The sequence below is a fragment of the Arthrobacter sp. Soc17.1.1.1 genome, assembly GCF_036867195.1.
In the GTDB taxonomy this organism is placed as follows: domain Bacteria; phylum Actinomycetota; class Actinomycetes; order Actinomycetales; family Micrococcaceae; genus Arthrobacter_D.
This window is the reverse complement of sequence record NZ_JBAJII010000002.1, coordinates 25,999-44,420: the sequence shown is the minus strand read 5'-3', so window position 1 is coordinate 44,420 and position 18,422 is coordinate 25,999. Positions and strand designations below refer to the sequence as shown.

Genomic DNA, 18,422 nt, shown 5'->3' with positions numbered 1-18,422 from the left:
GCGAACCGATGAGGAACGAGGAGAACGGCCCTGTTATCGCGTTCTCGTTTTTGGTCCTGGCCACGTTCGTCGCGGTCGCCCTGATCCACCTTGGGGAAGCCTTCACACCGGTTCCCACCGACCTGTCATGGAACCCGATCGCACTGGCGATCGGTCTTGCCACCGGGGATTCGTGGCCGGCGGCCGCGAGCTGGTTGCTCGGCGCCGAAGCGGTCGTGGTTATCGCTGCCTTTGCGTGGTGGAGCACCCGCCCGGCGTCCAGGACCGCCGAGGCATCCCGACGGATGAGCCCTGGCGGAAAGATGCGCCCAGCGATGCTCGATGCCCGCCTCACCGAAGCAGTCCGCCTCCACCCGGATGCAGTCATGATCGGCCCGGGCCTGACGATCGGGTACACGGGCGACACCGGTACCAAGGCGGTTATCCAGGGTTGGCGTGAGTGCTCGACCCATGTGTGGGGGACCGGGCGGGGTAAGACGACGACGCAGGTCGTCCGTCACGCCCTGGAGGCCCCCGGCGCGTACCTGATGACCAGTAACAAGGTCGACGGTGTCGCCGAGGTCCTGGCCGCCCGCTCCGAGACCGGGACGGTGTGGCTGTTCGACCCGCAGCGGATCTGGCGCGACAGCCACCGTCCGGCCATGATTTTCAACCCGCTCACGATCGTCACCGATACCGTGAGCGCCGGCGAGGTCGCGTCGATCTTCGAAACCTCCTCCGCGCCGAACGCCGGGCAAGGCAAGGGGGATGCCCAGTTCGACTCGCAGGGACGTGACTTCCTGGCCTGGTGCCTTCTCGCCGCCGCGAAAAGCGGCGGCACGGTGAAGGAGGTCCTGCGGTGGGTGTCCTCAGCGGACTTCATGGAGCCGGCCGAACTGCTCGAGCGGGCAGGCCATGCGGGTCCGGCATCCGCATTGAAGGGAATGAGCGCCCAACCGGACGACACCCGCGGGTCCGTTGCCGCCAGCGCCCAGCGCATGGCCTCCGCCCTCGTCCACGACGAGCTTGCGGCATGGTCGACGCCCACCCCGGGCGTCCCGGTGTTCGATCCGGCCCGGTTCCTCACCGGGAAGGACACCCTGATCCTGCTCGCGCAGGACTCCGCCGGTTCCGGCGCAGCGTTCGTGTCCACGCTCGTCTACGCGGTGTTCACGGCCGCGCAGCAGGCCGCCCGTCGTGCCGGTGGTCGCCTGCCGGTGCCGCTGGTCGCTGACCTGGACGAGGTCGGGAACGTCGTCAAGCTCAAGCAGCTGCCTGAGTGGTATTCGTTCTTCGGGTCCATGGGCATCGTCGTCAGCTCCTACTTCCAGACTCGCGGGCAGGGGATGGCGATGCTCGAGCGCACCGGGTGGGACACCCTCTGGTCGGCTGCCGCAATCAAGGTCTACGGCGGTGGTTCCGACGACACACAATTCCTCGAATCACTGTCCAAGACGATCGGTCAGTACGACGCGAAGGTTCGCAGTAGCTCGACTTCCAGGAATGGGTCGTCCCGGTCCATACAGACCCAGCGGCGGGACATCATGTCCGTCTCCCAGCTCTCCGAACTTCCCGCCAACCGTGCATGGGTGAAGACTTCCAACGGAGGCGGAGCCATCGTCCGCACGGTGCCCTGGTTCCGAGATAAGGCCATGAGTGGCCGCATCAAACCCACAGTCGGGCGCATCAAGGCAGCGAAAGTTGGAAACGCGTCATGACCGGAGCTACCAGTGATCCCGCCGCGGATGGTACTGAACCTAACGGTCAGAACGGGGGAGAGGACTTCGCGTTCACGCCTGAGGAGTTGGTGGACTGGGTGGAGGTCCTGGTCGGGATGCTCGAATCGGTGGACCGGTCCCAGAACCAGTACTGGTGCTCCCAATGGTGGAACCACCCCGAAGCCGTCGACAGGCTCCGCGCCCTATATGAGCAGTGGCTCGAGGCACAGGCGAACCGTGGCATGTCGTCGTGGTGGATTGATCACTTCGACCGCCACGCTACCGTCCTCTTTGCCAAGCGCGGCCCGTTTGGAGAATGCGGCACCGCGCACGTTAAAAGGACCGCCCGGCGGATCCTGTCGGCCGAACAGCCAGCATCCACGTGGGGATGGTGACGCGGGCTGCAATGCATCCCCCAGCCAAGCCACTCTTGATGCTTCAGTGTCTCTGTGTTCACGTGCATCTGCATCGAGCGCGTGAAAGCGCGTTTCCCTCTCAGCGGAGATCGACTTCGTTAGCTATCGACGCAAAACCACGCAGCAGCTGGTGTGGGAGCTTAAACGAGTTCGAGCTGGCAGCGGGCTAGAGCGTCGAGAGCGTCGGCAATCATGGTGACGCGTTGCCTGACGGTGGCGCTCCGGTCGGCGCATCCTACCTTTACTCCGGTCCAGGCGAGAGGACCTGCAGCGACGAGGGCGTCAGTCAGGCGCGCCTCGGTGAGCAGGGAAGTAGGTTCGCCGAGTGGATGTCGGGGAGAGGCTTGGAAGGGGTGGTGAGCGTCAATCCACGCGGGACCAAAAGTGCTGGGCTGGTCGGAAGCACCAGAGACCATAAGGCCACGCAGGAGCCCCGATCGGGCCGCTGTTTCGATGTGTTCAGTGACGCGGTCGGCGTCGCGCAGCTCGATGGCTGAGCGACCCCAATTGAGGCTTATGCCCACGCGTGAGCCTGACTGTTTGATTGCTTCCAGTTCATCGGCCAGGGTCAGGTAGCCTTTCTCGGGCTGTTGACCGGGGATCTCCGCGTCACAGTGTTCGACGACGAGTGCTGCCCCGTCCCAGTTCCACGCGGAGAGCTCATCTAGCGATCGCGCGAAGTTTCCCGCCGAACCGCGTGCCGCACGCGGGGCTGAGTGCAGTTCGATGACCCGGACGGCACGTCTGCCCAGATGATCGTTGAGTTTCTGCACATCACGGTGGAGCGTCGCGAGGACCTTGAGTGCGTGTGCCCTGCCGTCCGCGCTCAGAGATGCAAGGCCGACGTCCGGGTCCCGGGCACATCTTTGTGCAGTGCCCGGTATGTCGGTCAGGACGACATCCATTCCGCGGGGCAGATATTGGAGGAGCCATCCTTCGTCGTGGGGATGGAGACTGTCGATCCAGGGCAGTTCCAGCGCTGCCACCTGAGGCAGCGATGCCACCGCCTCGAGATACTGGCGTTCGAGTTCGGGGTGCCAGTCCTGGTGGGCGGGCGAGGCCGCGTAGGCCCCCACGACGTAGCGGCGGTCAGGGACGATCGGCGGCATAGCCAGCTCCATGATGAGGTGAGGCTGATTCCCCAGGCTGCCGGCCGACCCACTGTCCCTGACGCATCACGTAGTCGGGTTCGAGATTCGCGTCAAGAATCAGAAGGTCCGCGGCGTGGTTCTCCCTGAGTTGCCCGACCCTTGGTGCGCGGCTGAGGAGGTTCCCTGGTGTGTGGGCTGCTGCAGTGACGGCGTCGTCGAGGGTGACGCCTGCGCGGGTCGTGTTCCGCAGGAGGTCGAGCATGCTTGCGGTACCGCCGGCGATGGCTCCTGTCTCGGCCACGCGTGCCACGCCGTCCTGAACGATGACCTCGGTGGGGCCCAGCCGATATAGCCCGTCGTGGAGGCCCGCAGCGGCCATGGAGTCGGTGACCAGTGCGATGTTGGCGGCTCCGAGGAGTTCGAACATCGTCGCGACGATGTCGGGGTGCAGGTGTGTGTTGTCCGCGATGAGCTCAACGACGGCGTTGCCGGCCCTCGCGGCCCGGAGGCAGGCGGGCAAGGCTCCGGGGGAGCGGTGATGCAAAGGCTCCATGGCATTGAAGAGATGAGTGACTGTCGGGCGCGGCCAGTCCTTCGTGCCGCTTCGGGCAGATAGCTGCTGGCGTGCAAGGCTCAGGGAGTGATTTGCTTCGAGGGGTGAGCAGGCTGTGTGCCCGAGGGACGGGACGACGTCGTTGTGTACGAGGAGTCTGACCAGCTCATCGGCTCCCGGCAACTCAGGTGCATAAGTCATAGTCGTGAGGTGGCCGCGCGCGCTACTGATGAGTGACTGGGTGAGGACGAGGTCGGGCTCGCGGAGCCACCGGGGATTTTGTGCCCCGCAGCGGGCTTCGGCGAGGAAGGGTCCCTCCAGGTGCAGTCCTGCCAGCAGGCCCTCATCGACGAGGTCCGCCAGCATGTCCAGTTGCCGGATAAGGATGTCCGGGGCTGCGGTGACGAGGCTGGCGACGAGTGTGGTGCTGCCCGCGGCGTGAAGCTTGCGGATCGCCTGCCGCGCTTCGTTGGCGTTGGCGGTGGAGAAGTCGACGCCGAAGGCTCCATGGCAGTGGATGTCCACGAGACCGGGCACGAGAACCTCTTCCTCTGCCAGGTGCATGACGACATCTGTGTCCGCCGGTCTGAACGCTTCGGTAGGGCCGGCGTGGATCAGCGTGGCACCGTCGACTACAACCGATGCACGATCAATGACTCCCTGCGGGGTGACTGCCGTTCCCAGAAGGACGAGGCGTGACGGACCAGGACCGGCAGAGTTCTTCGAGCCCACATCCTCCAGCTGGTGGTTGGTGGGTTGGGCATGATGTGTGACCAAGGACGATCCGTTCCACTACTGGAGAGAGCCGTATAAATGTGTGGCGGTGGTTGAGTGACTTGATTAGACGAGCAGTGCGCCTGCTGAATCATCGACGAGGACGGTGACCCGTTCGTGGAGTTGAAGGACGGAGGCGGGGCAGCTGGCAGTGACCGGTCCGGTCAGCGCGTTGTAGAGGGCTTCGGCTTTCTCGCTTCCCTGCGCGATGAGGAGGAGGTGGCGGGCCTCGAGAATGGTGCCGAGGCCTTGCGTGAGGCAATGGGTCGGTACGTCCGCCAGTGAGTCGAAGAATCGTTGGTTGGCCCGGCGGGTATCTTCCGTGAGCTGTTCCACCCTGGTTCGGGAGTTCAGGGGCGCTCCTGGCTCGTTGAACGCGAGGTGCCCGTTGCGGCCGATACCTAGGATCTGCAGATCAATGCCGCCCGCCGAAGCGATGAGCCCTTCGTAGGCAGCGGCTGATTGATCGAGGTCGTTCACCTGCGGATTGGGCAAGTGAACGGTCGCGGGGTCGAGTCCGAGCGGCTCGATAATTTCGCGTCGCAGGACTTCTGCGTAGCTTTGCGGGTGATGGGCCGGAAGCCCGATGTACTCGTCGAGAGCGAACCAGGTCACTGCACTGAAATCGCTCGTTCTAGCAGAAAGCGCCGAATAGAGCGGTGACGGCGAGGAACCGGTGGCGACACCGATCACAGGAGTGGGCGTCGCCTGAATGGTGTCAATGACGATGTCGGCTGCTGCATCTCCGATGCTCCTCGCGTCGACGCGGTGCACTACAGGGACCGTAGGATGCCGCAGGGTGTCGCTGCTCATGAGGCGTCCCGCAGCTTGGACAGCTCGGACCGAATGCCATCGAAGTGTCGCTTCAGTCGCTCCGAGGCCAATGCCTTATCCCCGGCCTTGACCGCTTCGAAGATGGCCCGGTGAATGGCGGCCGTCTCAACCAGGTCAATCAACGGATCGCCGCCCAACTCCGTATGGATCTTGCTGTAGACCTTCCAAAAAACGGACATGAGATTGGAAAGCAACTCGTTATCCAGCGGCTCGAAGAGTTGAAAATGGAAGTGCTCGTCGACCGAGGTGAAGACCTCCCCGTCTTCCGCCAGTGATTCCATTTGGCGCACAGTTGCCTCGATCTCGTCGAGGTGTTCGGGGGTGATGAGATCCATCGCCTCTCCAATGAGGCCGGCCTCCAGCGCCTGTCGGACATCGACGAGCTGGAGGGCCTCCTGCCCCTCGTGCCGCAAGGAGAGCCTGCCTCGGAACGTCAAGCCATCGGCGAGGGCATCAAAGTTTCGCGGCGCGACGAACATGCCGAAACCGTGCCTGATTTCTACGACTCCGAGTGCCTGGAGCACCTTCAGTGCCTCCCGCAGAGTGTTCCGGCCGATACCCAGGGCCTGCGCCAGTTCATTCTCGGTGGGAAGCGGGTCCCCGGCCTTCAGGTCGCGCTCGAGGATCAGCTCCATGATTTCGGCCTGTAGGGCGCGGGAGCGGTTCTGGGCACTGAAGCGTGCGGGTGGCAACCCAATGGCGGGCGAACTCATGCAGGTCCTCCTGGGGGACAGTACGAAGGTGATCGCATCCGATCTGGATCCAATCCCGTATGCAGGTTATCGGATGTCCCATGTCTTCGGAAGACGTCCCTCTCACCCGCCTTCGCTCGCTTGACGCGTCGCTGTGATGAACCTTACAGTTTCGGGACAACGGTTGGACATCCTACGTCCGATAAGTACCTGAAGGGTGAGGCGCATAGATGAGCAACACTTTCGAATCGACCGGGCTGGTAAGTGACTCCAGTCGCCGGAATTTCCTGAAACTGGCAGGCGTCATGGGTGCCGCTGCTGCCTTTGCAGGATCGATTTCTGCTTGCAGCCCCGGTGGCAGCCCAGCGCCCGCCGGCACCGGCGCGGCTGAGGGCACGGGCTCCATCGAGGCCGGTATCTCCTACCAGCTCTCGACCGGGTTCGATCCGATGCTGGCCACGGGAGCGACGCCCCAGGCCGCGAACCTGCATATCTTCGAAGGCCTGATGGAACTCCATCCCGCCACGCGTGAGCCCTACGTGGCCCTTGCCGCGGCTGAACCGACGAAGGTGGACGACACCACCTATGAGGTCCGGCTCCGCGAAGGGGCAACTTTCCACAACGGAGAAGCAGTTACTCCCGCTGACGTGGTCTTCTCCTTCACCAGGGTCCTCGACCCCGCCAACAAGTCGCTTTTCGCGGGCTTCATTCCCTTCATCGACAGCGTCACCGCCAAGGATGCCACCACGGTTCAGTTCAACCTGAAATACCCTTTCCCGGGCTTCAGTGAGCGCATCTCCGTCATCAAGGTCGTCCCTGAAGCAGCCGTGACCGCTGACCCTGCCGCCTTTGACCTCGCGCCAATCGGTTCCGGCCCCTACAGCCTGGTCTCCGCCGTCAAGGAAGACCGCATCGTCTTCAAGAAGTTCGACGCCTACAACGGCACGTACCCGGCCAGGGTGCAGGACATGACGTGGCTCCTGTTGGCCGATCCTGCTGCACGCGTCGCCGCCGTGCCCTCACGGACCCAGGTCATCGAAGACGTCCCCTACCTGGACGTCGACCAGCTCGCCGGCAAGGTGGACGTCGAATCGGTGCAGTCCTTCGGCCTGCTGTTCCTCATGTTCAACTGCCAGTCCGAAAAGTTCTCGGACAAGCGGGTGCGTCAGGCGCTGCACTACGCAATTGACACGGACGCGGTCATCACCAAGGCCCTGTTGGGCAACGCGACAGCCGCGACGTCCTATTTCCAGGAAGGGCACCCCTCCTACAGCAAAGCGTCCACGACCTACGGCTACGACGCTGCGAAGGCGAAATCCCTCCTGCAGGACGCCGGTCTCCAGGACATGACTGTCACCCTGACCTCCACAGACACCGGCTGGGTGGCGCGGGTCGTGCCCCTGATCAAGGAATACTGGGATGCGATCGGCGTGAACACGACCCTGGAGATCCTCCAGTCGGCCGCGGTTTACGCGCCGGAAAAAGTCGGCGGAAAGAACTTCGACGTCCTCTGCGCACCGGGCGACCCGTCCGTGTTCGGCAATGACGGTGACATCCTCCTGAGCTGGTTCTACCGGGGCGCAACCTGGATGGAAAACCGTGCCGGCTGGAATACCGCACCCGCGTACGCCGAGGTGCAGAAGAAGCTTAATGAGGCGGTCCAACTCGACGCCAAGGACGCCAAGGACGTTCACGCCGAGGTCGTCGACATCGTGTCCGACGAGGTCCCCCTGTACCCGTTGTTCCACCGCAAGCTCCCCACCGCCTGGGACAGCAACGCGCTCGATGGCTTCCAGCCGTTGCCCACCACGGGTGTCTCCTTCATCGGTGTAGGGCGCAAGTAGCCAGTTGACAGATGGCGGGGCGTCACACCCGGCGCCCCGCCAGCACTTCCCTGTATCGGAGTTATTGAGTGACCACGTTCATCCGCCTCCTAGGGCGACGGCTCGCTGTCTTGCCGATCATGCTGCTCGGCGTGACCATCATGGTCTTTATCGTCCTGTCCGTCGTTCCCGCGGACCGCGCGACCGCAGTTCTGGGAGAGAACGCCAGCGAGGAGGCAAAGGAGGCCTGGCGGGAAGAGCGCGGCCTGAATGCTCCCCTCGTCATCCAGTTCCTTCGCTACCTCAGTGGCGTCATCCGCCTCGACTTCGGTGTTACCAACCCGCCTGAAGAATCCGTGGCCACTAAGATCGCCACCGCGTTCCCGGTCACCCTTCAGCTGACCTTCCTTGGGATCCTGCTCGCTGTTGTCCTGGCCCTCACCCTCGGTATCACAGGCGCCCTCTACCGCGACCGCTGGCCCGATCAGGCCATCCGCATCTTCTCCATCGCGGCCATCGCCACGCCCTCCTTCTGGCTGGCGATCCTCCTCATTCAGTGGTTTGCCCTGCCGGAGGGCTCCATTTTCCCTACCGGCGGTCTGGCCTGGGCGGACCAGTACGGCTTTGTGGGATGGCTCTACTCCATGGCTCTCCCGGCCCTCGCCCTTGGTATCCCTGTTTCGGCGTCCCTGATCAGGGTCGTCCGAACGTCGATGGTGGAGGAACTTGATCGCGACTACGTCCGTACCGCCATCGGCAACGGTGTCCCCTACCGGACTGTCGTCGCACGCAACGTCCTGCGCAACGCCCTGGTCACACCCGTCACCGTGCTGGGCCTGCGGGTCGGTTACCTCCTCGGCGGGGCAGTGGTCATTGAGAAAATTTTCAGCCTCAACGGTATGGGTGATCTGATCGTCGTCGGGCTCACCACCTCGGACACGAATCTGGTTCAGGGGGCGGTCTTGACCATCGCGGTCGCCTTCGTCCTCGTCAACATCGTCGTTGACCTTCTCTACCTGCTCATCAACCCCAGAATCCGGACGGTGTAATCATGCGCAACGGACTAGCCGATCGACTCAGCACCACCGGGGCCCGCTTCACCGCACTGAACCTCACCTCCAGGCTCGCGCTCGGATTCCTTGCCTTCATCGTGCTGATCGCCATCATCGGCCCATACCTAGCTCCCTACGGGGAGAACGAGTCAACAGCTCCCGTGCTGGCGCCAAGCGGTGAGCACCCCTTCGGCACCGACGGGTCGAGCTATGACGTCCTCTCCCGGATGCTCTTCGGCGCGCGTGTATCCATCTCGATCGGCCTGGGCGCTGTGGCCCTGGCCCTCATCCTGGGAGCCATCCTTGGGGCTATCGCGGCCACGTCACGGAAATTCGTCAGTGAAACTGTGATGCGGATCCTGGACATCATGATGGCCTTCCCGGGCATCGCACTGGCCGCGGCACTGCTGTTCGCACTGCGGGAGCACTCCCTCAATTTGTTCGGCTCCACCGTCCCGGTCATCATCCTCGCGATCGCCATTGTTTACACCCCACAGTTGGCGCGGGTTGTACGCGCGAACGTCCTCGCTCAATACGGCGAGGACTACGTCCGCGCCGAGCGCGTCATCGGAGCGGGACGCACTTACATCCTGCTCAAACACATTGCACGGAACTGCGCCGCGCCGATCCTCGTCTTCGCCACCGTCATGGTCGCCGACGCGATCATCCTCGAAGCATCCCTGTCCTTCCTCGGAGCAGGCGTCCAGCAGCCGGCTGCCTCCTGGGGCAATGTCATGTCGGACGGACGCAATGTCGTCTTCAGTGGAGCCTGGTGGCCCACCACCTTCGGTGGCATCACGATCCTGTTGACCGTTCTCGCCCTGAACATCCTGGCCGAGGGGCTCACCGATGCGATGGTCAACCCCGGTACCTCCAAGCGCCGCCGGAACAACGCTCCGGCGCCTGCCGCAATCCAAGCCGTCGCCACAGCAGCCCAGCCCTCCGCCCTCGATGCCACCGGCACGTCGCTGACCCAGATGGACGGCGATCCAAGGTCCGACAATGTGTCCGTGATCGGCTCGGCAGCTGGGGCGAATGTGCACACACCCGGTTCCCTGGAAGCTCTCGCCGTGGAACTGGACATGCTCGCCGCCGTTGAAGCGCGGCGGACCGACCGTCTGCCCGCTGTCGCCGACACCGCTCCCGTCATCCTGGAGGTCAAAGACCTCTCGATCCGCTTCCCGGAGCGGTATGGGGACACCGCGATCGTGGACCGGGTGAGCTTCACCGTGCGGGAGGGCGAGACCATGGGCCTCGTTGGAGAATCGGGCTGCGGAAAGTCGATCACCTCGCTGGCCATCATGGGGCTTCTGCCGCGCACCGCCCAACTCTCGGGATCGATCACGTTCAACGGCAAAGAGCTGCTGACCAACGATCCCAGGGACCGCGACCGCCTCTACAAGGGCCTGCGCGGTGAGCAGATCGCCATGGTGTACCAGGATGCCCTCAGTTCGCTGAACCCCTCCATGCTCATCAAGGACCAGATGCGCCAGCTCACGCAGCGCAATGGCCGCAAGAGCCCCCGGGAGCTCCTGGAACTCGTCAAACTCGACCCGGACCGCACCCTCAAGAGCTACCCGCATGAACTCTCCGGCGGGCAACGCCAGCGCGTGCTCATCGCGATGGCGCTCTCCCGCTCACCGAAGATCGTGGTCGCGGACGAGCCGACGACCGCCCTGGACGTCACTGTCCAGAAGCAGGTTGTCGACCTGCTCAACGAACTGCGGGAACAGCTCGGTTTCGCGATGGTGTTCGTCAGCCATGATCTGGCCCTGGTCGCATCCCTCGCCCACCGGGTGACAGTCATGTATGCCGGGCAGGTCGTGGAGTCCGGGGACGTACCCGAGCTGCTGTCCAACCCCCGACATGAATACACCAGAGGTTTGCTGGGCGCGGTTCTCTCCATCGAAGCAGGCGCCGAACGCCTGCATCAAATCCAGGGCACCGTCCCATCGCCGAAAGACTTCGCGCCTGGCGACCGCTTCGCCGAGCGTTCTCTGCGCCCCGATGCCGACCCCAACCAGGTCCTCGACTTCGTCCGCGTGGGCGATACAGACCATTTCTGGGCGAGCCATGAGACACATCATCAGGACGTACTCGTCGACACCAGCACGACAGCGAGGCACCAGTCATGACCGACACCACCCCAGTGCTTGAACTGACGGACATCAGGGTTCACCACCGCGCCCGCTCGGGATCCCTGTTCCGCCCCAACATCGTCAAAGCGGTCGACGGCATCGATTTCACCATCAGCCGTGGAGAGACGGTCGGCATCGTCGGGGAGTCCGGCTGCGGCAAATCAACCCTCGCATCCGTCCTGGTCGGGTTGCAGGAGCCCACCTCCGGTGAAGTCCTCTTCCGGGGGACGAAGGTCAACACCCGAGCATCCGCATCGAAGAAACTCTTCGGCCGCGACGTCGGCGTGGTCTTCCAGGACCCATCCACCGCCCTCAACCCGAGGATGACCATCCACGACATCCTCACGGACCCGCTGCAGGTCCACGGGATCGGTGACCAGCAATCCCGCGACGCGAAGGTGAAGGATCTCCTGCACCTCGTCGGGCTACCCCAGTCCGCCGCAGAGGTCACCCCTCACCAGGTTTCCGGAGGGCAACGCCAGAGAGTCGCGATTGCCCGCGCCCTCAGTCTGGACCCGTCCGTCATCGTCGCCGATGAACCGACCTCGGCACTGGACGTGTCCGTGCGCGCCCAGGTCCTCAACCTCCTGGCCGATTTGAAGAAGGACCTCAACCTCGGCATGGTCTTCATCTCCCACGACATCCAGACCGTCCGGTACGTCTCGGACCGCATCTGCGTCATGTACTTCGGCCGCATCGTCGAGCAAGGCCCCGCCCGCGAGGTCTTCGAACACCCCACCAATGACTACACAAAGAGCCTCCTCGGAGCAGCTCCAAGTCTTCTGCACATCTAACTCACGTACTGGAGAATCCTTTGCCTAATGCACTGAAGTCCCGCTTCCACGGTGTCATCCCACCGGTCGTCACTCCCCGCACCAAGGACGGTGCAATCGACACCGCCTCCCTGGAGCGGCTCACCAAATATCTGCTCGAGGGAGGCGTCGCAGGGCTCTTCGTGCTCGGGTCCTCGGCCGAGGTGCCCTACCTCACCAACGACGAACGCGACACCGTCGTGCGGACCATCGCCGGCGTGAACGCCGGCGCCGTACCTCTAATCGCCGGTGCCAACGAGCAGACGACAGCACGGGTCATCGATGAAGGACGGCGTCTGATCGGCCTCGGCGCCGACGCCATCGTCGCCACGTCGCAGTTCTACGCCATCTCCGACGCACGCGAAACGGACACCCATTTCCGCGCCCTGCACGCCGCATTCGACGTGCCCCTGTTCGCCTATGACGTCCCCGTCCGCACCCACTTCAAGCTGCCACTGGACATGCTGGTCACCCTTGCACAGGACGGCGTCCTGGCAGGCGTGAAGGACTCCTCGGGGGACGACGTCGCGTTCCGTCAACTCCTCTTGGCGACCAAGGACATAGCGGACTTCGCGGTGTTCACCGGACATGAGGTCGTTGTCGACGGGGCGCTCCTCAGCGGGGCGCACGGCGTCGTGCCGGGCCTGGGCAATGTCGACCCGGCAGCGTACGCGGCACTGTATGGGGCAACCCAGCGGGGCGACTATGCGGCAGCGGCCCGTGAACAGGACCGGCTCGCCAACCTGTTCAACATCGTTTACACGCCAACTCCAGGGCGGGTCTCACCCGGTGCCGGCGGTCTGGGCGCGTTCAAGACTGCACTGATGCTCCTGGGCGTCATCGACACAAACCTGATGTCCGCGCCCATGGCACAACTCAATGACAACGAGACGCGCGCCATCCGCCTTGTCCTTGAGCACAACGGTCTGCTCTGATCCCGATGCCACATGTCATCGGCCTCGACGTGGGTGGAACGAAGATCGCAGGGGCGGTCGTCGACGCCACCGGCACCGCAACCTTCCACCGCACCGTTGGCACTCCGTCGCAGAACGGAGCCCACGCTGTTCTTGACGCGATAACAGCGCTGGTCGCATCTCTGCGGGATGAGGCCGAGCAGCAGGATCTCGTCGTTCAAGCACTCGGTGTCGGCGCGGCCGGAGTCATCGACTCCGTTCGTGGCGTCGTGATCTCCGCAACGGAAGCAATCCAGGGTTGGGCCGGAACGCAGCTCACCGCTGAACTGACCGACAGAACCGGTTTGCGGAGCACGGCGATCAACGATGTGCACGCCCATGCGCTGGGCGAGAGCTGGCTCGGCGCAGGCGCGGGCACCAGTAGCGTCCTGTTCATCGGTATGGGCACCGGCGTGGGCGGCAGCTATGTCCTGCACGGCGAATGCTTGCAAGGCGCGACAAACACTGCCGGTCACGTCGGCCACTTCGCCTCCCCCCACGCCTACGAGAACGGTGAACCGCTCCGCTGCAGCTGCGGGGGAGCAGGACATGTTGAGGCGATCGCCTCCGGTCCGGCCATCTACTCGGCCTTCCGGCGGATGGGGGGAGAACTGGCCACAGACACGCGCGGGGTCTACCGCCTGGCAGTTGCGGGAGATCCACTCGCCGCGGCTGCCCTTGAGCGCGGGGCAACAGCAGCCGGTCAGGCCATCGGCGGTCTCGCCAATATCTTCGATCCGCACATCGTGGTGGTCGGAGGAGGGCTTGCCTCGGCCGGCCCCCTCTGGTGGGACGCCATGGAAGACGCCGCACGCGAGGAGCTTCTGTTTCCCCTCACAGACCTGCCGATCGTCCCGGCGCAGCTCGGTGCAACCGCAGCCATCCGGGGCGCCGCGCGGAAGGCGTTAGAGCTTGTTTCCACTCCGGAAGGACAGCATGTTCACGCCTGAAAGCCTCCGCTCCTCCCTGATCGTGTCCTGCCAGGCTTACCCCGGGGAGCCGATGCGCGACCCTCGGACGACCGCGCAGGTAGCCCAATCAGCTGTCATCGGCGGCGCAGCAGCGGTCCGCGTCCAAGGGCTGGGGGACATCCAAGCCGTCCGGTCGGCCGTCGAAGTTCCCATCATCGGGCTCTGGAAGGACGGCCACGAAGGCGTTTTCATCACCCCCACCCTGCATCATGCCCTCGCGTGCGCCCACGCCGGAGCCCACATCGTCGCCCTGGACGGTACGAGGCGACCACGTCCTGACGGACTATCGCTGAAGGACACCATCACCGGTGTCCACGAGACGTCCAACGCTCTCGTCATGGCCGACTGCGGTTCGGTCGCCGATGCCATAGCTGCCGTCGAAGCAGGCGCCGACCTTATCGGTACCACCCTCGCCGGCTACACCGGGGAACGGCCGAAGACATCCGGGCCCGATCTTGAACTCATCCGCGAGATCGCAGCCCGCGAGCTGAATGCCCCCTTGATCGCGGAGGGCCGCATCCACACACCCGCCCAAGGCAAATCGGCGCTGGAGGCAGGCGCGTTTGCCGTCGTCGTCGGTACCGCGATCACACACCCCACCACAATCACCAGCTGGTTCGCCGCGGCGCTGGCACCATGAAATCTTTCATTGACCGCGTCGACCCGGAGCTCCTGCCGGGCCTGGACTTCTCCGAGGCCTTCCCACCGCCGACCACCATCGACGAGCTGCACTCATTCCGCAGCAAGACCACCGCGGACACCACGTACGCAGACTGCTCAGGCGTGACCTTCCAGGACCGGATTACCGACGGGCTGAGACTGCGGGTCTTTACTCCCGCCGGCGCAGGCCCCCACCCCGCGATCTACTGGATCCATGGCGGTGGGATGATCGCCGGAAGCGTCGACCATGACACCCCTTACTGCACGGTCCTGAGCGGGGAAACCGGTGCCGTCGTTGTTGCCGTGGACTACCGGCTGTCCCCGGAACATCCATTTCCGGCCCCCTTGGATGACGTCCACGCAGGCCTGCAGTGGCTCTTCGCTTCAGCGGAGGTCCTGTCCATCGATCCTCACCGGGTAGCCGTAGCAGGATCGAGCGCCGGAGGAGGATTAGCCGCGGGGCTGACCTTGCTCAACCGAGACAACGGCGGACCGCGCATCGCTTTCCAATACCTGATGTACCCGATGCTCGATCACACCCACACCTCCAATTCATCACGCGAGTTCCATGACATACCCACCTGGAACCGTGCCCACAGCCAGTTCGCATGGCAGTGCTACCTCGGCGCCGGTCAACCTTCCCCGCCCATCTATGCTGCCCCGGCGGCCGCAGAAGACCTTGCCGCTCTGCCACCGACGCTCATTCAGGTAGGGGACCTCGACCTTTTCCGCGATGAGGACATCAATTACGCCACCCGGCTCAGCAACGCCGGAGTACCGACCGAACTTCATGTCTACCCAGGCGCTTACCACGGGTACGAACTGAACTGCCCCACCTCCTCCCTTGGCGCTCAAACCCTTACCGACCGGAACAGGGCCCTGACCAAAGCGCTGCACCCGTCATGCTGAACAGGAAGCTAGCCGCGCCGCCCGAGCCGTGTCACCGGCGGTGGCCGTCGGAGCTGGGTCCGGACGGAGCGCCGGTGTGATCGGAATCAACGGCCTTGAGGCTCTCATCCTCGGCTTGCTCGTCGTCCTCATCCTGGGACCGGACAAGCTGCCCTCCTACGCCTCCAACCTGGCGACCCTCGTTCGGAACCTCCGGGCACTGGCCACGGGCGCCAAAAACCAACTGACCGAGGAGCTCGGCGACGAGATCGCGGACATCGATTGGCGGACCCTCGACCCGCGTCGGTACGACCCCCGCACCATCATCAAGGACGCACTCCTCGAGGATCTGCCCGGTGATATCAGCGCCGCACCGGTTGCAGCGTCTGCCAGCCCGGTACCGCACCAGACTCCTCACACAACACTGCAGCACCCAACGAAAGGCTTACCGTCATGAGGCTCGAAGGCTGGCACATCGTCATCATCATCGTTCTTGCGATCGTTCTGTTCGGCGCTCCGAAGCTGCCGGGCCTGGCGCGCAGCGTCGGTCAGTCCCTGCGGATCTTCAAGTCCGAGGTGAAGCAGATGAAGGACGAGAACAACACCCCGGACGCCGGGACGGATCCCGTGGAGGGCCGGGTCGTCAGCAACCCCGCTCCACCGGCCAACGCGCAGACCTACACCCCGACCTACCAGACGCCCGTGCAGCACCCGGGCCAGCCCGTGCAGCACCCGGCCCAGCCCGGCCAGCAGTACGGCCAGCAGGCACCGCACCACGCGGCCGAGGGCCGCACCGAAGGCACCCAGGCAGGCCCGTCGCAGCAGGGCAGTTCCCCCGCCGCCGGCCAGTAGGTCGGACACGTCCCGGTGTCACCAGCAAAGGGCCGCCCGCGCGGCAGGAAGGCCAACCCCGAGGGGCGGATGGCCCTCAAGGAGCACCTCCGCGAGGCCCGCAACCGGCTCTTCAAGTCGGCGATCGCCGTCATCCTCGGCACGGTGGCCGGGTTCTTCGTCTACGAGCCCGTCCTGCGGGCACTGGCCGCGCCGATCATCGCGATCAACGCCCAGGAGGGCAGGACCGCGTCGCTGAACTTCGACAGCGCCGCCTCGCCGTTCGACCTGCTCATCCAGGTCTCGGTCTTCCTAGGCCTGGTGCTCTCCAGCCCCGTGTGGCTGTACCAGTTGTGGGCGTTCATCACCCCGGGGCTGAAGACCAAGGAACGCCGGATCGCGCTGGCGTTCATCGCCGTCGCCTTCCCCCTGTTCCTCGGCGGCATCACCCTGGCCTGGCTGATCCTGCCCAACGCGGTGCGGGTCCTGACGGAGTTCACGCCCGAGGACTTCTCCAACTACATCAGCGTCTCCGTGTACTTCACCTTCGTCCTGCGGCTCATGCTCGCGTTCGGCATCGCGTTCCTGCTGCCCGTGATCCTCGTGGGCCTGAACATGGTGGGCCTGGTGTCCGGGAAGCAGATCCTCAAGGCCTGGCGGATCACCGTGTTCCTGGTGTGCCTGTTCGCCGCGATGGCCGCGCCCGGAGGGGACGCGCTGAGCATGTTCTACCTCGCCGTGCCGCTGCTGCTGCTGTTCTTCGTCGCCATCGGGCTGTGCCTGCTCAACGACCGGCGGCGCGCCCGGCGCAACGCCGCCCGGGAGGCGGCCGTCGAGGCCGGCGCCGACACCGCCTCACCTCTGGACGCCCTCTAGCCTCACCCCTGGCCGGCCTCTAATGGACAAGCCGATGTAATGCTCCCCGCCATGTGCAGCCGGTCGCAAAAAGCGAGGGGCACTGAATCGCCCATGCAACCCGCGCCCCGCTGCATGTGGCAGGGAATTAAGCCCGCTCGCGTCCTATTCGAGCAATCGCCGATAACGACTGTTATGTCAACCTATGTTGACGAATACCCCTACTCGCTGCCGTTCGAGCTGATCTGGTCGAAGGCTGCAGTGAGGTCATCAGCAGCAGGCAAGGCGCGTTGCTCCGCGGGTGGCAGGCTCTCGTATGTGTAGGTCGACACGGCCATCGGCGACTCCGACCTTCCGAGGGCGTATCGAACGGTGTGATCGTTCTTGCTGCCGCAGATCAGGATGCCGACCGTGTCGTTGTGTGCTTCGCGGCGGAGCTTGTCGTCAACGAGGGCAACATAGAAGTTGAGCTTGCCAGCGTACTCGGGCAGGAACTTACCAGTCTTGAGCTCGATGACGAAGTAGCGCAGTTGCTCGACGTGGAAGAACAGCAGGTCTATGTAGAAGTCGTCGCCTTCGACTTCGAGGTGCACCTGCCGGCCGACGAAGGCGAAGCCGGGACCGAGCTCCCGGAGTGTGTCGACGATGCGATCCATGAGTGCTTGTTCGAGGTCGCGCTCAGCTACTTCACCGGAGAGGCCGAGGAACTCGAACGCATAGGGGTCCTTGGCTGTCTGCTGGGCCAGCTCGGAGTCGGGCGCAGGCAGGCTGCGCGTGAAGTTCGATGGCGCGGTTCCAGTACGCTCCATCGACTTGTTCATGATCATGTTCGCCAGGACGTTTCTCGACCATCCGTACTGCACGGCCGCCGCGGCATACCAGTTACGCGCATCAGGCCCATCGAGCTTGTCGAGCAAAGTGACGACGTGGCCCCACGGCAATTGTCCAACAGGCTGTTGGACAATTGCTTCCTCCTCCCACGCCGCCGCGAAGGCCCGCATGTACTGCAGGTTGCTGCGCGACAGACCGGTCATGTCCGGGAACTCTGCACGCAGGTCCTCCGCCAGCCTCTTCATGACACCGGCGCCCCAGCCCTGTCGCTCGCGCCGAACCAAGATCTCGTGGCCCAAGTGCCAGTACAGGCTGATCAGCTCGGTGTTCACGGCCCGGTGAGCCTTCTGGCGTGCGCCTCGCACGCGTTCCTTCAAAGCCCGCAGCGTCGATCCGTACTCATCTGGCAGGGCAACGTCGGCAGAAGTCATGAGCATCATCCTTCCAGCATCAGCAGGACCGAGTGATCAGGCTCAGAGGAACGTTGCACCGCAGTAAACATTCTTACTCACGCCATCGTGAGGGCCGGAAGTACCGAACTTACAGGGTTG

At 64.3% G+C, this 18,422-nt stretch carries 17 protein-coding genes and 1 pseudogene; 13 read left to right on the top strand and 5 right to left on the bottom strand.

Annotation, left to right across the window (positions count from 1 at the left end; translation table 11 throughout):
* Nucleotides 1-8 precede the first annotated feature (8 nt).
* Complete coding sequence (locus V6S67_RS17845) at nt 9-1,697, top strand: type IV secretory system conjugative DNA transfer family protein (protein ID WP_334211674.1); 1,689 nt, start codon at nt 9-11, stop codon at nt 1,695-1,697.
* Nucleotides 1,694-2,092 carry a DUF4913 domain-containing protein gene (locus tag V6S67_RS17840; protein ID WP_334211673.1) on the top strand — a complete coding sequence of 133 codons (399 nt, stop codon included), beginning with the start codon at nt 1,694-1,696 and terminating at the stop codon, nt 2,090-2,092. Before V6S67_RS17845 ends, V6S67_RS17840 begins: the two co-directional genes overlap by 4 nt.
* 161 nt (nt 2,093-2,253) lie before the next feature.
* Here V6S67_RS17840 and V6S67_RS17835 read toward each other — a convergent pair whose 3' ends face one another.
* The 4 genes from V6S67_RS17835 to V6S67_RS17820 all read right to left on the bottom strand — a co-directional run bounded on the left by V6S67_RS17835 (nt 2,254) and on the right by V6S67_RS17820 (nt 6,078).
* Nucleotides 2,254-3,222, bottom strand: coding sequence for a DUF4862 family protein (locus V6S67_RS17835; RefSeq protein WP_334211672.1), 969 nt, complete (start codon nt 3,220-3,222; stop codon nt 2,254-2,256).
* On the bottom strand, nt 3,203-4,321 hold the full coding sequence (locus V6S67_RS17830) for an N-acetylglucosamine-6-phosphate deacetylase (protein WP_334211671.1): 1,119 nt from the start codon (nt 4,319-4,321) through the stop codon (nt 3,203-3,205). Before V6S67_RS17830 ends, V6S67_RS17835 begins: the two co-directional genes overlap by 20 nt.
* 276 nt (nt 4,322-4,597) lie before the next feature.
* Nucleotides 4,598-5,344 (bottom strand): glucosamine-6-phosphate deaminase, encoded by a 747-nt coding sequence (locus tag V6S67_RS17825; protein WP_334211670.1) that lies wholly within the window; start codon nt 5,342-5,344, stop codon nt 4,598-4,600.
* On the bottom strand, nt 5,341-6,078 hold the full coding sequence (locus V6S67_RS17820; RefSeq protein WP_334211669.1) for a FadR/GntR family transcriptional regulator: 738 nt from the start codon (nt 6,076-6,078) through the stop codon (nt 5,341-5,343). The genes V6S67_RS17825 and V6S67_RS17820 overlap by 4 nt, the downstream gene beginning before the upstream one ends.
* A 209-nt stretch (nt 6,079-6,287) precedes the next feature.
* Between V6S67_RS17820 and V6S67_RS17815 the strand changes: the two genes are divergently transcribed.
* The 11 genes and pseudogenes from V6S67_RS17815 to tatC all read left to right on the top strand — a co-directional run bounded on the left by V6S67_RS17815 (nt 6,288) and on the right by tatC (nt 17,061).
* Nucleotides 6,288-7,901 carry an ABC transporter substrate-binding protein gene (locus tag V6S67_RS17815; protein ID WP_334211668.1) on the top strand — a complete coding sequence of 538 codons (1,614 nt, stop codon included), beginning with the start codon at nt 6,288-6,290 and terminating at the stop codon, nt 7,899-7,901.
* A 68-nt stretch (nt 7,902-7,969) separates the two neighbouring features.
* Nucleotides 7,970-8,929, top strand: coding sequence for an ABC transporter permease (locus tag V6S67_RS17810; RefSeq protein ID WP_334211667.1), 960 nt, complete (start codon nt 7,970-7,972; stop codon nt 8,927-8,929).
* 2 nt (nt 8,930-8,931) lie between these two features.
* On the top strand, nt 8,932-11,067 hold the full coding sequence (locus V6S67_RS17805; protein ID WP_334211666.1) for a dipeptide/oligopeptide/nickel ABC transporter permease/ATP-binding protein: 2,136 nt from the start codon (nt 8,932-8,934) through the stop codon (nt 11,065-11,067).
* Nucleotides 11,064-11,864, top strand: coding sequence for an ATP-binding cassette domain-containing protein (locus tag V6S67_RS17800; RefSeq protein ID WP_334211665.1), 801 nt, complete (start codon nt 11,064-11,066; stop codon nt 11,862-11,864). Before V6S67_RS17805 ends, V6S67_RS17800 begins: the two co-directional genes overlap by 4 nt.
* A 32-nt stretch (nt 11,865-11,896) precedes the next feature.
* A complete protein-coding gene (locus V6S67_RS17795) occupies nt 11,897-12,817 on the top strand; it encodes a dihydrodipicolinate synthase family protein (protein ID WP_334211814.1) in 921 nt (306 codons plus the stop codon).
* A gap of 5 nt (nt 12,818-12,822) precedes the next feature.
* Complete coding sequence (locus tag V6S67_RS17790) at nt 12,823-13,785, top strand: ROK family protein (protein WP_334211664.1); 963 nt, start codon at nt 12,823-12,825, stop codon at nt 13,783-13,785.
* A complete protein-coding gene (locus tag V6S67_RS17785; RefSeq protein ID WP_334211663.1) occupies nt 13,772-14,446 on the top strand; it encodes an N-acetylmannosamine-6-phosphate 2-epimerase in 675 nt (224 codons plus the stop codon). The genes V6S67_RS17790 and V6S67_RS17785 overlap by 14 nt, the downstream gene beginning before the upstream one ends.
* Nucleotides 14,443-15,375, top strand: a complete 933-nt coding sequence (locus V6S67_RS17780) for an alpha/beta hydrolase (RefSeq protein WP_334211662.1) — start codon at nt 14,443-14,445, stop codon at nt 15,373-15,375. Before V6S67_RS17785 ends, V6S67_RS17780 begins: the two co-directional genes overlap by 4 nt.
* A gap of 76 nt (nt 15,376-15,451) precedes the next feature.
* Complete coding sequence (locus V6S67_RS17775) at nt 15,452-15,811, top strand: Sec-independent protein translocase TatB (protein ID WP_334211661.1); 360 nt, start codon at nt 15,452-15,454, stop codon at nt 15,809-15,811.
* Nucleotides 15,808-16,008, top strand: a pseudogene (gene tatA, locus V6S67_RS17770) (Sec-independent protein translocase subunit TatA); the annotation flags it as partial. The gene V6S67_RS17775 and the pseudogene tatA, both read left to right, overlap by 4 nt.
* 267 nt (nt 16,009-16,275) lie before the next feature.
* A complete protein-coding gene (tatC, locus tag V6S67_RS17765; RefSeq protein ID WP_307086696.1) occupies nt 16,276-17,061 on the top strand; it encodes a twin-arginine translocase subunit TatC in 786 nt (261 codons plus the stop codon).
* A 200-nt stretch (nt 17,062-17,261) separates the two neighbouring features.
* Here tatC and V6S67_RS17760 read toward each other — a convergent pair whose 3' ends face one another.
* Complete coding sequence (locus V6S67_RS17760) at nt 17,262-18,302, bottom strand: PDDEXK nuclease domain-containing protein (RefSeq protein ID WP_334211660.1); 1,041 nt, start codon at nt 18,300-18,302, stop codon at nt 17,262-17,264.
* Nucleotides 18,303-18,422 lie beyond the last annotated feature (120 nt).

What these genes read in the sequence shown, in the direction of transcription:
- V6S67_RS17845 (WP_334211674.1), top strand. Translation starts at nt 9, where the DNA reads ATGAGGAACGAGGAGAACGGCCCTGTTATCGCGTTCTCGTTTTTGGTC.
- V6S67_RS17840 (WP_334211673.1), top strand. Translation starts at nt 1,694, where the DNA reads ATGACCGGAGCTACCAGTGATCCCGCCGCGGATGGTACTGAACCTAAC.
- V6S67_RS17835 (WP_334211672.1), bottom strand. Translation starts at nt 3,222, where the DNA reads ATGCCGCCGATCGTCCCTGACCGCCGCTACGTCGTGGGGGCCTACGCG.
- V6S67_RS17830 (WP_334211671.1), bottom strand. Translation starts at nt 4,321, where the DNA reads ATGCACCTGGCAGAGGAAGAGGTTCTCGTGCCCGGTCTCGTGGACATC.
- V6S67_RS17825 (WP_334211670.1), bottom strand. Translation starts at nt 5,344, where the DNA reads ATGAGCAGCGACACCCTGCGGCATCCTACGGTCCCTGTAGTGCACCGC.
- V6S67_RS17820 (WP_334211669.1), bottom strand. Translation starts at nt 6,078, where the DNA reads ATGAGTTCGCCCGCCATTGGGTTGCCACCCGCACGCTTCAGTGCCCAG.
- V6S67_RS17815 (WP_334211668.1), top strand. Translation starts at nt 6,288, where the DNA reads ATGAGCAACACTTTCGAATCGACCGGGCTGGTAAGTGACTCCAGTCGC.
- V6S67_RS17805 (WP_334211666.1), top strand. Translation starts at nt 8,932, where the DNA reads ATGCGCAACGGACTAGCCGATCGACTCAGCACCACCGGGGCCCGCTTC.
- V6S67_RS17800 (WP_334211665.1), top strand. Translation starts at nt 11,064, where the DNA reads ATGACCGACACCACCCCAGTGCTTGAACTGACGGACATCAGGGTTCAC.
- V6S67_RS17790 (WP_334211664.1), top strand. Translation starts at nt 12,823, where the DNA reads ATGCCACATGTCATCGGCCTCGACGTGGGTGGAACGAAGATCGCAGGG.
- V6S67_RS17785 (WP_334211663.1), top strand. Translation starts at nt 13,772, where the DNA reads ATGTTCACGCCTGAAAGCCTCCGCTCCTCCCTGATCGTGTCCTGCCAG.
- V6S67_RS17780 (WP_334211662.1), top strand. Translation starts at nt 14,443, where the DNA reads ATGAAATCTTTCATTGACCGCGTCGACCCGGAGCTCCTGCCGGGCCTG.
- tatC (WP_307086696.1), top strand. Translation starts at nt 16,276, where the DNA reads ATGGCCCTCAAGGAGCACCTCCGCGAGGCCCGCAACCGGCTCTTCAAG.
- V6S67_RS17760 (WP_334211660.1), bottom strand. Translation starts at nt 18,302, where the DNA reads ATGACTTCTGCCGACGTTGCCCTGCCAGATGAGTACGGATCGACGCTG.